Genomic DNA, 16,002 nt, shown 5'->3' on the forward strand with positions numbered 1-16,002 from the left:
AATCGCTTTTATATAGTCGTTGTATGTGAAAATCGCGCCTTTTTTTAGATACTTTAACCAAAAATTCGATTGGAGAATGATTTCATGGATATTACTGATTTTTTAAAATTGCCTTTCGCTAAATCCTTTACTTTACTCGCTGGAGAACACGGAACGCATCATCAAATTACCGGTGTGAATATTTTGGATAATCCAAAAGCTTCTGACTGGTTATCTCCGGGTGAACTCATTGTGACTTCAGGTTATTTTTTCAGCGAAAGCCCCGAAGCCCTTGAACGTTTTTTAACGCATTTTCATCGCTTGAACATTGCCGGGATTTGTATTAAGCCCCAAATTTACTTGACTCCCTTACCCAAAGCATTGATTGAACGCTGTAACGAACTGGCGATTCCTTTGATTGAAATCCCTTATGGTATCGCTTTTTCAAAAATCTTAAACACCGTGATGAACTTATTATCAAATGAGTCGAACGAAGCCAATCAAATGGCGCTTGACTTTAGTTCTGACCTCTTAGAAGCCGGTCTCAAAGGCGATGGTTTTACGGAGGTTCAGCATAAATTGGAAACGTTACTCGGTAATCCTCTAATTATTACCAATCAAGATTGGAGTCTCCTCGTTGAGCACGTTGACGAAGCTTTTTTACCTTATATCCAAAAAAATACGCATCAAATGCACTTTCAAAAAGAAGCATTTGATACGTTACCACCCAATTTAGCCTATTTAAAGCACCCGTCGAGTTTTGCTTTGAACAACCAACAAACGGGGACGATTTTACCCGTCTTCTTTAACGACATTACTTATGGTTACTTGATTGTCCTACAAAAAAATCGCGATTTAAATCGGAAAGATTATTTAGCCTTGGAGCATGCATCGATTACTGTTGCACTGGAAATTGTCCATCGTACCGAAAAAGAACGTATCCAAAATAAAGTCTTACGCGATTTTTATCGAGAATTACTCTTTGGTCATTCTTCTATTGAAGATCTGAGTGCCTTTAACATTGAGTTTAATTATGAGATTCCTTATACCGTTGTTATCGTGGCACTCGATAGTATCAATGAGGACACAACCAATTTAGTTCAACAAAAATACGAAGAAGAGCGCACGATTCGTCAAGTTTTTGCCGCCGCTAAATTTTTCCAAGACCCGATTTTCACGGAACTTCACCTTTTCAAACAAGGGGGTTATTTTATCGGTCTCGTCGGACACGCCAAGCAACAAACAAAAATTTCACCTACGATGGAACAACAGTTTTTTGAAGCCTTTCAAGCCTATTTATTAAAAAACGTGCCGTCTTCTTTTTATCTCAATATTTATGTCGGAACGAAACAAGCGATTGATTCATTGACCCAAAGTTACCGGGAAGCCAAACGCATCATCGACTATCAAAAGCCGGCACAAAGCAAAATCTACTTCGCGCAAAACTTTTACTTTGAACTCTTTTTGCGCCAGCATATTCAAACAGACGATGCGATGAGCTATGTTAAACACTACCTTGCGCCACTGCTCATACCGAAAAATCAAGATTTACTTGAAACACTGACCGCCTACTTAGACAATCATTTGAACTTAGCGACGACTTCAAGAGATTTATTTATCCATCGCAACACCTTGCTTTATCGCATCACCAAAATCGAAAAAATCCTCGGCTATCCACTCGATACTTCGCAGGCAACGTTGAGCTTACAATTAGCTCTGCACTTCTTGAGAGAGTATGGGAAAGAGTGAAGTGCAAGGCAACGACTAACAAAATAAGGCGAATAACCGACAATCCAAAACAATTAAGGTTGTCGGTTATTCGCTCTATTCGATTGCTTGAACAGCGTGTGGCTATTTTTTTAAAAAGATATTTATAAACAGGGACTGAATCCATTAAGATAGGCAATCGATTAGGAATCCGATTTTTTTCTTCATGCTAGATAACTTTTCTATGATTCATTGTAGCGATTTTTTGAAGCGATTCTTCAAGATTAGTCGTTTGACTCATTTGCGTCACGGTATTTTTGTAAAATAATTTCGTCACCATTTTTCTCGCTCGTTTCAATGAAACCGAATTTCTTGTAAAGCTGTAATGCAGGCTCATTATCTAGTTTGGTCGATAAGGTAATGACTTTTTCTTTGGCTTTTTGAAACATGTGGTCAATAACAAGCGCTAAAGCTTTTGAGGCATAGCCTTTTCCTTGATAATTCTGATCAATCATAAACTGCCATAACCAATTACGCTTATCTGGTTCCGGAATTGTCTCATCAAAAACAACTGCCGTGTAGCCTATGATTTCTTGATCGAGACAAATAAAGTATGCCTCAGCAAAAGGAATCTCAGCCGCTTCTTTAATGGCTTCTGATACCTTTAACGTTAAATTTTTCCCAACTTGTTCTGGTGTGGAATGCAACGCTTCACCAAATAGAGAGTTCGAATGATTAACAGCTAGTAAGGAAATGTTGTTTGTTTGTTCATTTATTCGTTTTATCATTTCAACCTCCTACTTTCATTTTTATGATAACATATCACCTGTTTTTTTGTATTCGCTTTCTTTAACTTCGCATCGGTTATTTTAATGTGATAAATTAACTTATTCAGATGTACAGCTACCATATATAAAAGGGAGACGGCATATTATTTTCGTTCCATTGTCGGATATTCCACATCCGAAAGACGTCATCAGTAAGCCGAGAATCAACATAGTGGGAATCCGTCACCCAAATCATTATGCTATTCACTCGATAACGGAATGCTTTCCCTCTCTTCTATAACAAATAAGACTTCAGAACTTTGATCATAGCCTGAGTAATCGAATGTTAATTCGAGGGATTTTTGACCCTCTTTGTATTTAAATTTAGTTTTTTTAGGTAAATAAGATTGATTCTTTCCCTGTTCATTGACTTGCAATTGAAAAGATTGATCCCCAGGTTTCGGCGCTATTTGTTTCAAATATTCCTCGGAAATCGTTACGACAAAGGATGTTGGGTACGCAAGCGCACTTGGTGTCGTGTTTTTTAAATCCTCTGTTGTATAAAAAGGAATTGGCGGAAATTGACTCGTTGTTTGTTTCAAGGGGATTTCCCATTTTCCACTCACTTGCTCAATTACGAGTTTATTTTCGCCCTGCTTCAACTCTTGTTGCTGATTAGCTGAAATGCTCTCAACAATCAGTGTGGCATCGTCTAAATCTGGCAATTCTTCCATATCTTTTGTATTTAACCGATAGGTGAGTTCTAGCTTACCGGTTGCTCGATCAATTGAATAATCGATTTGGACGGATTGAATCGGATTAATTTCAGTTGAAGCGACCTGATTTTTTGAGTTGAAGTTAATGACTGTTTGTTTGGCTTGATTTTCAATCGAGAATTTCAAGTGATAGTCTTCTAAATCAGACGACAATAATGTTGAGTTTTTTGGTAAATGAATCGAAAAATGCAAGCCTAGCGTCTGACTGTCTGCATAATGTTCGAGCAATTTTATTTCAATATTTTGATCAATCGCAACAGAAGGTCCTTTCTTTACGAAACCTTCTTGCTTCAAACGTTCAGAAGTAAATTCACCAAATCGCAGTAAATTCATCGCTGCTAATCCAATCGGTGTTATCGAAGTGATCACCAATAGCATTAAAACAGCGACTAATATGTAAATTGAGTGACATCTCACACGTGGCTTTCTTTTTACCAAAGAGGGTTCGTTTAAAATTGTTTTATAGGTTTCATCCAATCGATGACGTACGACACTTGATACCGCCTCTTCTTTCCTAATCGTTTCTTTCAATTTATCTTCGGATAGTCCCATTACGCTTCTCCTTTCGATGATTGCTGTACTTTTAGTTTGGCTTTTGCCCTTGCTAATCGTGTCTTTGTGGTATTAATCGGTAAATCAAGCATACGACTAATTTCCTTGATGGAATAGCCGTTATAATAGTAAAGCACCAACGGAAGACGGTATTTGACATCCAATGCAAGTAAGTGTTCCCTCAGTTCAAATGATTCACTATTTGGATTCGCGGCTTCCGGTAACCAATCGATGAAATCAATTGGTTTGTTGTTTTTTTCTAAAATCGCATGGCAGTTATTAATTAAAATCCGACAAAGCCACGTTTTAAAGTAACGATCTTTTTTCAAATTTTTGAGATTTTTAAAGGCATCAATCATTGTTTCCTGTAGACAATCTGCAATGTCTTCTTCATTATTTAAAAATTTCCGTGCCATGTTGTAGAGATATTTTTCGTTTTTTTTCATCAAACGAACAAAATCTTCATTGCTGCCAGACTTCGCTCGCTTAATCGAGAGTAAATCATTTAACAACTTGCAACCTCCCTTTTATTTTTTAGTACCTATTATATTAGAGACGGAAAAGAGTCGAAAAGTTTCATTTTATAAAATTAAATCTTATTTTTTGGTTCGTTGGTAAGGGTAAATAAAGCAGAAGTTCTCGAAAATCGAATTCGAATACGCAATCGATTGATACTACATGGATTCGGTTTTATTAACCGTTTAGGAGAAAATCATTGATTGCATGGCTATTTTCGCTATCATTATCATTGAAAACAGCGATTATTTTGGCGATAGATAAATAAAATGAGGTGGATAACGTGTCATCAAGTATTGATTTTTCTTTAAGTCGTTCGACCGATTCGAACAAAGTCATTCAATTTCCTACATCTTTATATGATTATATGGAGTATACTTTTTTCTGGATAAAATCTACTTGGGTAGATGATGTTACCAGAAACGGTCTCGATTACATTGGACCGTCAATTATCGACAATGATATTCCTAAGTTTAAAGAAATACTCATTGCATGGAAACAGTTATTTACGTTGGCAACGGAAAACTTTGACGTACCTATCGGATATGATTGTGAAACTTCCGAGAGGTATAAAGAGCGTGTGAATCGAGAAAAAACCATTCATTTAATCGAGAATTTGATCGGATTATGCGATTTAGCCATTGAATTAAATGATACCATCACAGTGCACGGTCTTTAAATCGAAGACGCCACAATCATTACAAAATGAAACAAAAAAATACGAACCCCATCTCTTGCTAAAAGAAATGTGGGGTTCGTATTTTATCTTTTAATCATTATGAAAGACTTTTCCTGCTCGTTCGTAAAAGGGTTCTTTGACATCGTAGACAAAGTTCATATAACGCGCTAGGACGAAGAACAAATCGGACAAGCGATTCACGACTTTAAAGGCGTGCAGGTTAATCGGAATCCCATCGCTGACGAGTTGGGTAATTTCACGTTCGGCGCGACGAGTGACCGTGCGTGCAATATGAAAATGGCTCGCTAGTAAGTGACCACCTGGTAAGACAAATTTCTCAATTGGTGGGACTTGTTTGGCGTAAGCATCGATCAGACTTTCGACTTCGAGTAAGTGTTGTTGATTGACGATATAGTCACGTACGCCTTCTGGTGTCGCTAAATCGGTGCCTAGATCAAACAACAAGACTTGTAACTGCAACAGTTCTTTTTGGAGTGCTAGATGGTCGTCAGCCAATTGGGAAATAATTTCGCCAATCCAAGCATTCGTTTCATCTAAACTGCCATATGCATGGACGCGAGGGTCAGACTTCGCTAAACGCTCACCGCCAATAATACTGGTTTTACCTTGATCGCCACTTTTCGTATAGATTTTCACGTGGGGTTCCTCCTTATAGGCCACATCTTAATTGAACTTTACAATTCGTACACGTACTACAACCACCAATTTCTTCGATCGTTCCTTCTAAACAAATCGGACATTTCTCGACTTCAATTGCGTCTAGCTGAACGGGAACAGCAACTGTTTCTTGCTCTTCGTCTAACACGATTGAGGTGTCGTTTTCAACTGCTTCAAGGGTTAAGACTTGTGATTCACGGCTGCCATCGACATAAACCGTGCCACCTTTTGCGCCTCCGCTATATAAGTTTTCGTAGATTTTCGCAACTTGCTGTACCGAATAGCCACGTGGTGCGTTAACCGTCTTCGAAATCGAACTATCGACCCAACGTTGAATGACGCATTGCACGTCAACGTGAGCTTCCGGTGCCAATTCCATTGCCGATACGAAGAATTCTGGTAATGCGTCTTTGATCGCTTTTGGTTCACGTTCTAAGTACTCTTCAACGATTGCTGCATTGACTTCAATAAATTTCCCTAAACGTCCACTACGGAAATAAGAGAATGAGAAGTACGGCTCGAGTCCGGTTGAAACACCGGCCATTGTTCCCGTTGATCCAGTTGGTGCCACTGTCAACAAGTGTGAGTTACGAATCCCGTGCTCTAAAATACCTTCGCGAATTTCAGCTGGCATTTTTTTCATGTAGCCTGAATCAATGAATTTTTGACGTAATTCACGTGTTTCGGCATCAGTTTGACCGATTAAGAATGGGAAGCTCCCTTTTTCTTTGGCTAAGTCAATCGATGTTTGGTACGCTGTCACAGCGATTTTTTCGAAAATTTGATCGACAAGGGCATTACCTTCGACCGATCCATACGTTTTTTCACAATAAATCAGTAAATCAGCTAAGCCCATTACGCCCAGTCCGACACGACGTTCTCCTTTGGCTTGTTTTTCGTTTTTATCAAAGAAATAAGGGGTCGCGTCAATCACGTTGTCTTGGAAACGGACACTTGTTTCTACCGCATGAGCTAACTTTTCAAAATCAACAGCTTTCGTTTCGTTATTGACCATGTTCGCTAAATTCACGGCAGCTAAGTTACATACCGCATACGGTGTTAAAGGCTGCTCGCCACACGGGTTGGTCGCGACCACTTTTTGACCGTAAGCTGTCGCATTGGTCATTTCATTCGCATTGTCGATAAAGAAAATCCCTGGTTCCGCTGAATAAGTCGCACAAAACGTAATTAAATCCCATAACTCGCGCGCTTGAATTTCTTGGTACGTCTTAACGCTGCGTCCTGTTGCTTCCCACTCGCGGACGTCGCCAATTTCTGCCCAGTTTTGGTCATAATCAGCCATTTCTTCTGGTGTGTATTGCTCGATTGCTGGGAAACGTAAAGCGTAAGTGCCATCTTTTTCAACGGCGTCCATGAAGTCTTTCGTTAAACAAACCGAAATATTGGCGCCGGACAAGAATTCACTGTTAGTCACACTATACGTACCACCTTGTTGCAATTTCACTTTTGCTTCAGCGATAAATTTTTGGTTGTTTTCATCTTTCGCAAAATCAGAAGCAATTAAATGTTCCAGCATCGCTTTTTCGCCAAAATCAAGTGGCGTAAATTGGAGTTTCTCTTGTGCTAAACGACGAATCGTTTCATTGGATGTCGTCTGGATTAAATGACGTAGAATCGATGGATTTTGCATTTTTGCTAAAATAAACTCAAAGATATCTGGGTGCCAATCGGCCATCATAATCATTTGTGCGCCACGACGACTGCCACCTTGTTCGACTAAATGCGTTAAATTGGCTAAATCATTCAACCAAGAAACCGAACCGGAAGATTTACCGCTCACCCCACGGACGATCGCCGAGCGTGGGCGTAACGTTGAACCGTTCGTTCCGACACCGCCACCACGACTCATAATTTCCATGACTTCTTTACGGTGATTGGCTAAACCATCACGCGAATCGTGAATAAATGGCATCACGTAGCAGTTAAAGTACGTCACTTGTGAATCGGTGCCTGCGCCATAAAGAACACGGCCGGCTGGAATTAAGTTTTGATTGACTAATTGCTCATAGAACGCATCAAAAGCGGCTGCGTATTTTTTCGGTGATTGCTCTTCTTTCGCGATTCCATGCGCCACACGCTTGGCAATTTGTTCATAATAAAGTTCCAACGGTTTTTCAATCTCCGTTATCGGACGAATCACACGACCGCTACTTGCCTCTTCACCTTCTAAAACACTGCGAAATTCTTCTTCGACTTCGATTTCAACGGTTTCAGCTTCAATATTCACCACATGACCTAAACCACGTGCCGGATATTGCGGATCAGGCTTGGTTGTCAAAACAACCAAGTCTCCAATAACAAGCGTTTCACCTGTCGGATCTTTTGCCGCGTAACGATCGAGCATAATTAAGCGTGAAATACCTGAGAACTGTTGTCTCATGTCTGTTGTAATCGGATAAATCCCCGGAAAATCAGGAATAATTTTATTTAAATTTTCGATTTGCATTGTTATCATTCAAAACACCTCTTAAAATCATTAAGCACAACATATAGTGCCGATAGATTGATTTTAACACCATATATTGTGTATTTCAATCTTGACTTTTGAAACCGATTCTGTTATTGAGAACTATTCTCAATAACTTTTTGCTTTTTTTAGTGGATAAAAGTTATACTAAATAAACAAGCTTTTCTTCATTAACAACGTTTGAGACGCTTTACTTCTATTCGAAAGGAACAGATAAAAGATGAATTCAGAACCTTATTACAAACGAAAAATCATATTAGCCCTGTTTCTCAGTGGCTTATCCGGATTTATTGATATTTTGGGATTATTTAGCATTGGTGGCATGTTTCTATCTTTTATGAGTGGTAATTCGACGCGTTTTGCATTTTATTTAGCGGATGGTCATTTTCGCCAAGCCCTCCCCTACTTATTAATTATTTCAGGCTTTGTCTTCGGTGCTTTTTTAGGTGACCAACTCAAGAGCCATTTTCCTAAATACAAATTAATTAGTATTTTAATTGTTGAAACAGCCTTAATTTTAACAAGTTATACGATGCTTCATTTCACCTTCTCGGATGAGTGGACCCATCTTCCATTGACCATCGCGATGGGTTTGCAAAATGCGATTCAAATTGAAGTCGGTGATAAAATTATTGGTCGAACGTTCTTCTCAGGCGTTTTACACTCACTTGGCGCCTCTCTTTCACAACTCTTGCAAAAGAAAGCTTCATGGAAATCACCGGCACTTGATCTATTGATTTGGATTGTTGCGGTCTCAGGCGCGTTTTTAGCTGGTATCCTACAACCGAACATTCCAACCAAAACACTCCTTGGTGCGGTCTCAATCATTTTACTTTTACTGATTCTTTTTATTATAATATTAAGAAGTGCTGAGAAAAGAAACTTTATCACGCTACGCTAATTTAAAGGAGACGAGAAAATGAAACAAGTTTTTAAAGATATTTTATCGTATAATGAAGCTTTTGTAGAAAATAAGGAGTATCTCCCCTACCAAACAGATAGCAATCCGAATAAGAAATTAGCGATACTAACTTGCATGGACAGTCGCTTAACCGAATTATTACCGGCCGCGCTTGGTATTAAGAATGGTGATGCTAAAACCATTAAAAATGCGGGCGGAATGATTACAAGTCCTGTCGGATCAACCATTCGTAGTCTCGTCGTTTCGATTTATGCCTTTGATATTAAACAAGTAATGGTAATTGGACACGATGATTGCGGTATGAGCCATGTTGATAATTCACCTTTAATTGAAAAAATGAAAGAACGCGGCATCTCAAAAGAAGCCTTTGAAACATTTGACTCGGACAAGTTTGATACTGCTCGCTGGTTAGAAGGATTTGATAATGTGGAAGAATCCGTGGCAAAAACGGTGGATGCCATCATTAATCATCCACTCATCTCAAAAGACGTCGAAGTTCGCGGATTTGTGATTAATCCAAATACTGGGAAATTACGAGTTGTGAAATAAGAACTGGTATTCAAATACAATGACCCTCAAAAGTTGGACTTCTTAGGTCGAACTTTTGAGGGTCATTATACTTTGCTTAATTATTTTTGTTTAACTTTAAAAGTAACACTTCATATGGTCTTAATTGTAGGTGTTGCTCTTTTTCAGTATTCGTAATTAAATCGATACTTGTGTCAGATACTTGAATTTCCTTTGTCGTCTCAGAGAAATTCATCACGAAAATGATAAAACTTATCAGACTACGTATAAATTATTGTACTGTTTTTGAACATTGTTAGTCCTGTTTCAATACAGCCAAAAACGCTTCACCGTATTTTTCTAATTTATTTTGTCCAACACCTTTAATGTCTAAGAATGCCAGCGAGTTTTGTGGTTGTTTCTCGGCTAATTCTTTTAAGGTTTGGTCTGAAAAAATAACGTACGGTGGCATGCCTTGTTCACGCGCAATCTCTAATCGTAAGTTGCGTAGTTTCTCGAACAATTCATCGTCAGCGACAATTTGTTTGACGACGTTTTGTTTGCGTGAGACTATTTCTTTACCTAATAGGACTTGAACGCCTTTATTTGAAACAGACAAGGTTGGAAATTGTCCTTCTGAAGGGGTTAAGTAACCTTCGGCTGTTAAATAGTCAATCAGTCCACCCAAATCTTTTTGGGTCCAATCTTTCATCAAGCCGTGTGTCGGTAATTGCTCAAAACGCCACTGTTTGACTTTCTGGTCATTCGATCCGCAGAGTACTTTAATGACTAGTGATTTACCAAAGCGCTCACCCATTCGTTTAACGCATGATAAGACTTTTTGTGTTTCAACCGTAATTTCAACGACCTCACGATCATCCAAACAGTTGCTACATTGCCCACATTCGCTGGTATTTTCTTCGCCAAAATAACGCAAAATATACTGCTGTAAACACATTTGTGTATGGGCGTATTGATTCATTTCTTGTAATTTCATATGTTCACTTTGACGATAAGTGATGTCGGATTCCGATTGTTCGATAAAGAATTTTTGAATTTGAATATCTTGTGCACCGTACATCAAAATTGCTTCACTCGGCAAACCGTCTCGTCCAGCACGACCGGCTTCTTGGTAATACGATTCAATGTTACCCGGCATTTGCGCATGGATGACGAAACGAACGTTACTTTTATTAATTCCCATTCCAAAAGCATTGGTTGCGACAATCACAGCGATTTGGTCGTACAAGAAGGCTTCTTGATTGCTCGAACGATCGACTTCACTTAAACCTGCATGGTAGCGACCGGCTTTGATTTTATGATGGGTTAATAATTGATAAATGCGTTCGACTTCTTTACGAGTACTCGCATAAATAATGCCTGCTTGGTCTTTGTTTAGACGTAAATACTCAAGTAAGTAAACATCCTTTTGGTTTTTAACAACTTGAAAAGATAAGTTTTTACGAGCAAAACCTGTCTTGACTTCGTTTTCCATGGGAATGCCTAGTCGTTTGCGAATGTCTTCTGCAACTTGAGGTGTTGCGGTTGCCGTTAGTGCCACGATGGGTGGTTTTTGGTCGAATTGTTGAATCGTTTCAGCGACACTTAAATAACTTGGACGAAAATCATGTCCCCATTGTGAAATACAGTGGGCTTCATCGACTGCCAATAAACTAAGCGGCACGTAGCGTAATAATTCTTGAAAATCAAAACTCGTTAAACGTTCAGGTGCAACGTAAAGAAGTTTGACTTCCCCTTGCCCCACTTGGCGAAAACGTTGATTGGTTTCTTCTTGTGACAACGTACTATTAATATAAGTCGCTGGTATCCCCATTTCATTCAATTGATCGACTTGGTCTTTCATTAGTGAAATTAGCGGCGAGATCACAAGGGTCAAACCTTCCAACATGAGTGACGGTAGTTGGTAACAAACCGATTTCCCTCCGCCTGTTGGCATGATTCCTAACACATTCTCACCGTTTAAAATCGCATCGATAATGGTTTCTTGCCCCGGACGAAACTCGGAGTAACCAAATTTTTCTGCTAAAAGTTGTTGCTTTGTATTAATTAGATTCATCTCCTCAATCTCATTCCTTTGACTTCGACAAAAACAAGCAATCAAAGTGATGGTCTTAGTATACCAAAACTTTGATTGCTTGTTTCATTTTTTAGAGAATCGTTACGCTTTTAAACGTTTGTGTAAATAATACTTCGTGACACCACGCATCGGCATGTCTTCTAATGAACCAAAAATTTCATACCCATTTTTTTGATAAAATTCAAGTGCTTGATAGCTTTTTGTTGTTAACGTTAAATGAATCATCTCACGTTGTCGCGCGATTTCTTCAATTTTTTGCATAAGTTGGCTACCAATTCGTTGTTCACGGTAACCCTCATCTACGGCTAATAAATTGATGTAAATCGATTCATACGTTTGTTTCGCAATTAATCCTCCGGCTATTTTCCCTTGATAAACGGCTGCGATAGCAATCATTTCATCCTCGATTTTTTCAATACCTGCTGCTTCGTTTTGTGCGTCAAAAATCCCTTCTAACACGCTACGTAATTCTTCTACTTCAATTGACTCAAAGGTTACTTGATTCTTTTCCAAATTGAAACCCCATTTCTTTTAGTATGGCATTGGCAATTAAGAAATGCCCATTTTTATTTGGATGCACCCGATCATCCGATAATAGATAACTTGATTGTTGCGTTAAGTAGTCATCCACTACTGCTTGTAAATCAAAATAAGGCAATTGATTCTTTTCAGCTAGTCGTTTGACTACCGCTTGGTATTTCTTTAATTGCTGCAGCATCGGATCGTCTGAACTCTTTTCAAACATAAAAGGACTCAGTAAAAAAATCCCTTTGACTTTTTCTTTTGTTTGATCGATTAAGGTTTGATACGTTTGTTCGAATACATCGAGAGTGACTAGATCAGTCGGATGTTGAAACGCACTGTCAAAAAAGCGCCAAACATCGTTGATTCCGATTAAAATTGCCACATAATCAGGGGCTAAATCAAGGACATCCCTCTGCCAACGCTGCGCTAAATCGGTCACGCGGTTGCCACTGATGCCTTTATTAATCACCTTGATGACGTATTCTGGATACACCGCCGTTAAAGCTTGCGAAATCATTGAGACATAGCCTTCGCCAAGACTATCAAAATTGCCTGGAGTACTTTGATAATTTCGATTCACATCCGTGACAGAATCTCCGATAAAAAGAACTTTTGTTTCTTTTTCAATGAGCATGAGTACATTCTTCCTTTCACAGTAAACGTTTCCTCCATTATACCGATACATCTGATAAAAAAACAGAGGCAATCCTAATTTAACGCCATTTGTTCCCTTTTTTTCAAGCAATAAAATTGACGAATCCTTCGACATCATTATACATTTACGGTATGAAAGCGAGGCGATTCTCATGAAACAGCCAATTAAAAAAGGATTTTTTAGTCTATTATTTTTTGTTCTTTTGGTCTTATTTACTGCCTGTAGTCCAGGTTCCGATGCCAAACCACAATCCAAAACATTTATCAACGAGTCACCTGAAATGACTACTGAGATGATCTACACTTACGAAGGGGATAAAGTGATTCATCAAAAAACGACGAATACTATGCCTTATTCAAGCCTAGGAGTCACAACCCAAGAAGAAGCCAAAGCAATTCTTGACCCGATTGTTGAACAATATCAAGGCTATGAAGGCTTAACAGAAACCATCGACTATCAAGAAAATCAATTTATCGAAGTGGTCGAAGTTGATTATTTAGTTGTTGATATTGAAGCAATACGCAATATCCCTGGTATGACTTTTGAAGGAGATGTTTCTAACGGAATCAGTCTAAAACGCTCGGAAGAAATGCTCTTAGAAAATGGATTTATCGAGAAAGAATGACATACTAATCGACAAAAGACACCCAAATTTTCCATTTGGGTGTCTTTTTTGTGTGTTTATTTATTTTTTGGTTGCCGAAATAATCAACATCATTGGTCGGCGGCTTTCTTCTTTCATACCTGGTAAATCGAGCATTTCTACTGGTGGAATTGGTTCTATCACGTGGGTTAATTCCAATTTATTTTGTAGTAACGTGCTCAAATAGGTCGTCAATGTCCGATGGTATTTCGTCATCTTGGTGCCAAGAAACGAGACTTCACGCACACCTTCTTCGTAATAGCGATCAACTGGAAAATGATCAATTTCGCCGTTTTCTGTATAAATCCAATCTTGACGGCCATCCGCGGTAAAGATTGGATGTTCGACGGTAAAAATCAATTGCCCACCAGGATTTAATAAGCGCGTCATTTGCTTGACTAATCCTTGGAAATCCTCAATATAATGGAAGACCAACGAACTAAAAATCAAATCAAATGTTTCTGTTAGCGTATCTAATGCATCAATGGATTGGCACAGATAAGTGATTTTATCATCGGTTGTTTGTTCACGAGCAACGGTCAACATTTTCTCAGATGAATCAATCGCCAGAACAGACGATGCCCCTTTTTCTCGGAAATATCGTGCATGCCAACCGTAGCCACAACCTAAATCTAAGACTTTTTTATCGGTTAATGACGGTAAGATTTTTTGTAAGTTGTCCCACTCACCCGCTCCGGCTAGACCGAGTTTTGAACGTGACATTTGCGCATACTGTTCGAAAAAAGTTGGATTGTTATAGACATTTTGTGTCAATTGCCACACTCCTTTTTAGAATAAACCCGTAATCGTACCAAATTCATCGACATCAATGCCTTCTGCCGCTGGAACTTTTGGCAAGCCTGGCATGGTCATCATTGCACCCGTTAAAGCGACAATAAAACCGGCTCCGGCCGACACTTTTAATTGGCGAATTGTCACGTCAAAATCCGTTGGTGCTCCGATTAACGTTGGGTTATCAGAAAATGAATATTGCGTTTTCGCCATACAAATAGGATAGTTTCCAAAACCAAGACGCTCTAATTCTTTCATTTCAAAACGAGCAGCAGGTGTTAATACGGCTTTTTCTCCACCGTAAACTTTTTGAACGATTTTATTGAGTTTTTCTTCAATTGTATCTTCTAAATCATAGGCAAATTGGAAATGATTTTCTCTTTCAGCTAGCTCGACCACTTTTTCTGCTAGAGCAACTCCACCTGCGCCACCTTTTTCCCAAACTTCTGAAATGACAACATCGACACCACGTGCTTGACAAGCGGCTTGGACAGCATCTAATTCTGCCTGTGTATCGGTCGGAAATTGGTTGATTGCTACGACAACTGGCAAGCCAAATGTCTCTTGCATATTGCTTAAATGGCGCTCTAAATTCGGTAAACCTGCAAGTACTGCTTCAATATTTTCGGCTCCAAGTTCGCTCTTTGCTACGCCTCCATGCATTTTTAAGGCGCGAATCGTTGCGACTAAAACAACGGCATCCGGTTGTAATTCGGCCATACGACACTTAATATCGATGAACTTTTCCGCCCCTAAGTCGCCACCAAATCCGGCTTCTGTCACACAGTAATCGGCATATTTTAACGCCATTTTCGTTGCTAAGACACTGTTACAACCGTGCGCAATGTTGGCAAACGGGCCTCCATGAATCAAGGCAGGCGTATGCTCCAATGTTTGCACAACGTTTGGATGAATCGCATCTTTTAATAAAGCTGCTAATGCACCCGTCGCTTTTAAATCACCGGCTGTCACAGGCTGAGCATTAAGATTATAGCCGACAATAATTTTCGCTAGTTTTTCTTTTAAATCCGTCAAACTATTGGATAAACATAAAATCGCCATCATTTCAGATGCAACGGTAATATCAAAACCATCTTCACGTGGCACACCATTAGCTTTGCCTTGTAACCCATTGACGATATGGCGCAATTGACGGTCATTCATGTCGACAACACGCTTCCAAGTAATGCGACGTGAATCGATCTGTAACGCATTCCCATGATGAATATGATTATCTAGTAACGCAGCTAATAAATTATTAGCTGCACTAATCGCATGGAAATCACCGGTAAAGTGCAAGTTAATGTCTTCCATCGGAACAACTTGCGCATAACCACCACCTGCAGCGCCACCTTTCATCCCAAAAACCGGACCTAACGACGGCTCTCTTAAGGCTAACATCGCCTTTTTACCAATCGCAGATAACCCATCCGCGAGTCCAACAGAAGTCGTTGTTTTTCCTTCGCCTGCTGGTGTCGGTGTAATGGCTGTCACTAAAATTAATTTTCCATTTGGTCGCTCCGCCAATTGATCCAATTCGCGAACATTTAACTTCGCTTTGTACTTGCCATATAAATCATAGCTTTCATCTGTTAATCCTAAATCTTCTACAATTTCTTGAATCGGTTTCATTGTTGTTTGTAATGCAATTTCAATATCCGATAAAAAAGCCACTTCAATCAAACTCCCTTTTGTTATTGTTACGTCTAGTATTAATC

16 protein-coding genes are annotated in these 16,002 nt (G+C 39.2%); 5 read left to right on the forward strand and 11 right to left on the reverse strand.

Annotated elements, in window-relative coordinates; translation table 11 throughout:
• The first annotated feature begins 84 nt into the window (after positions 1-84).
• Positions 85-1,728: a PucR family transcriptional regulator gene (locus IEV09_RS04315; protein WP_188367047.1), complete on the forward strand. Its 1,644-nt coding sequence runs from the start codon at positions 85-87 to the stop codon at positions 1,726-1,728.
• A gap of 242 nt (positions 1,729-1,970) precedes the next feature.
• Here the strand turns inward: IEV09_RS04315 and IEV09_RS04320 are convergent, their stop codons facing one another.
• The 3 genes from IEV09_RS04320 to IEV09_RS04330 all read right to left on the reverse strand — a co-directional run bounded on the left by IEV09_RS04320 (position 1,971) and on the right by IEV09_RS04330 (position 4,293).
• Entirely contained in the window at positions 1,971-2,474 is a 504-nt protein-coding gene (locus tag IEV09_RS04320) for a GNAT family N-acetyltransferase (protein ID WP_188367048.1), read from the reverse strand.
• A gap of 239 nt (positions 2,475-2,713) precedes the next feature.
• Positions 2,714-3,781: a hypothetical protein gene (locus IEV09_RS04325; protein ID WP_188367049.1), complete on the reverse strand. Its 1,068-nt coding sequence runs from the start codon at positions 3,779-3,781 to the stop codon at positions 2,714-2,716.
• A complete protein-coding gene (locus IEV09_RS04330; RefSeq protein WP_188367050.1) occupies positions 3,781-4,293 on the reverse strand; it encodes an RNA polymerase sigma factor in 513 nt (170 codons plus the stop codon). The genes IEV09_RS04325 and IEV09_RS04330 overlap by 1 nt, the downstream gene beginning before the upstream one ends.
• 287 nt (positions 4,294-4,580) lie before the next feature.
• Between IEV09_RS04330 and IEV09_RS04335 the strand changes: the two genes are divergently transcribed.
• On the forward strand, positions 4,581-4,976 hold the full coding sequence (locus tag IEV09_RS04335) for a hypothetical protein (protein WP_188367051.1): 396 nt from the start codon (positions 4,581-4,583) through the stop codon (positions 4,974-4,976).
• 90 nt (positions 4,977-5,066) lie between these two features.
• Here the strand turns inward: IEV09_RS04335 and IEV09_RS04340 are convergent, their stop codons facing one another.
• Positions 5,067-5,633, reverse strand: a complete 567-nt coding sequence (locus IEV09_RS04340; protein ID WP_188367052.1) for a cob(I)yrinic acid a,c-diamide adenosyltransferase — start codon at positions 5,631-5,633, stop codon at positions 5,067-5,069.
• Positions 5,634-5,646: 13 nt separating this feature from the next.
• Positions 5,647-8,130: a vitamin B12-dependent ribonucleotide reductase gene (locus IEV09_RS04345; protein WP_188367053.1), complete on the reverse strand. Its 2,484-nt coding sequence runs from the start codon at positions 8,128-8,130 to the stop codon at positions 5,647-5,649.
• 232 nt (positions 8,131-8,362) lie between these two features.
• Between IEV09_RS04345 and IEV09_RS04350 the strand changes: the two genes are divergently transcribed.
• Both IEV09_RS04350 and IEV09_RS04355 read left to right on the forward strand, forming a co-directional pair.
• Complete coding sequence (locus tag IEV09_RS04350) at positions 8,363-9,043, forward strand: YoaK family protein (protein ID WP_188367054.1); 681 nt, start codon at positions 8,363-8,365, stop codon at positions 9,041-9,043.
• Between the two features lie 18 nt (positions 9,044-9,061).
• On the forward strand, positions 9,062-9,613 hold the full coding sequence (locus IEV09_RS04355; RefSeq protein WP_188367055.1) for a beta-class carbonic anhydrase: 552 nt from the start codon (positions 9,062-9,064) through the stop codon (positions 9,611-9,613).
• Between the two features lie 76 nt (positions 9,614-9,689).
• Here the strand turns inward: IEV09_RS04355 and IEV09_RS12840 are convergent, their stop codons facing one another.
• From IEV09_RS12840 to IEV09_RS04375, 4 genes are all read right to left on the reverse strand, one after another.
• Positions 9,690-9,827: a Beta-galactosidase C-terminal domain gene (locus IEV09_RS12840; protein ID WP_188367056.1), complete on the reverse strand. Its 138-nt coding sequence runs from the start codon at positions 9,825-9,827 to the stop codon at positions 9,690-9,692.
• 60 nt (positions 9,828-9,887) lie between these two features.
• Positions 9,888-11,648, reverse strand: coding sequence for a DNA helicase RecQ (gene recQ / locus IEV09_RS04365; protein WP_245329617.1), 1,761 nt, complete (start codon positions 11,646-11,648; stop codon positions 9,888-9,890).
• Between the two features lie 102 nt (positions 11,649-11,750).
• Positions 11,751-12,182, reverse strand: coding sequence for a GNAT family N-acetyltransferase (locus IEV09_RS04370; RefSeq protein ID WP_188367057.1), 432 nt, complete (start codon positions 12,180-12,182; stop codon positions 11,751-11,753).
• Positions 12,157-12,828 carry an SGNH/GDSL hydrolase family protein gene (locus IEV09_RS04375; RefSeq protein ID WP_188367058.1) on the reverse strand — a complete coding sequence of 224 codons (672 nt, stop codon included), beginning with the start codon at positions 12,826-12,828 and terminating at the stop codon, positions 12,157-12,159. Before IEV09_RS04375 ends, IEV09_RS04370 begins: the two co-directional genes overlap by 26 nt.
• Before the next feature lie 172 nt (positions 12,829-13,000).
• Between IEV09_RS04375 and IEV09_RS04380 the strand changes: the two genes are divergently transcribed.
• A complete protein-coding gene (locus IEV09_RS04380; RefSeq protein ID WP_188367059.1) occupies positions 13,001-13,474 on the forward strand; it encodes a YehR family lipoprotein in 474 nt (157 codons plus the stop codon).
• A gap of 60 nt (positions 13,475-13,534) precedes the next feature.
• On the opposite strand, the gene IEV09_RS04385 is transcribed toward IEV09_RS04380, so the two are convergent.
• Positions 13,535-14,266: a class I SAM-dependent methyltransferase gene (locus tag IEV09_RS04385; protein WP_188367060.1), complete on the reverse strand. Its 732-nt coding sequence runs from the start codon at positions 14,264-14,266 to the stop codon at positions 13,535-13,537.
• A gap of 15 nt (positions 14,267-14,281) precedes the next feature.
• Entirely contained in the window at positions 14,282-15,958 is a 1,677-nt protein-coding gene (locus IEV09_RS04390; protein ID WP_188367061.1) for a formate--tetrahydrofolate ligase, read from the reverse strand.
• Positions 15,959-16,002 lie beyond the last annotated feature (44 nt).

Source organism: Enterococcus alcedinis (genome assembly GCF_014635985.1).
Taxonomy (GTDB): Bacteria; Bacillota; Bacilli; order Lactobacillales; family Enterococcaceae; genus Enterococcus_I; species Enterococcus_I alcedinis.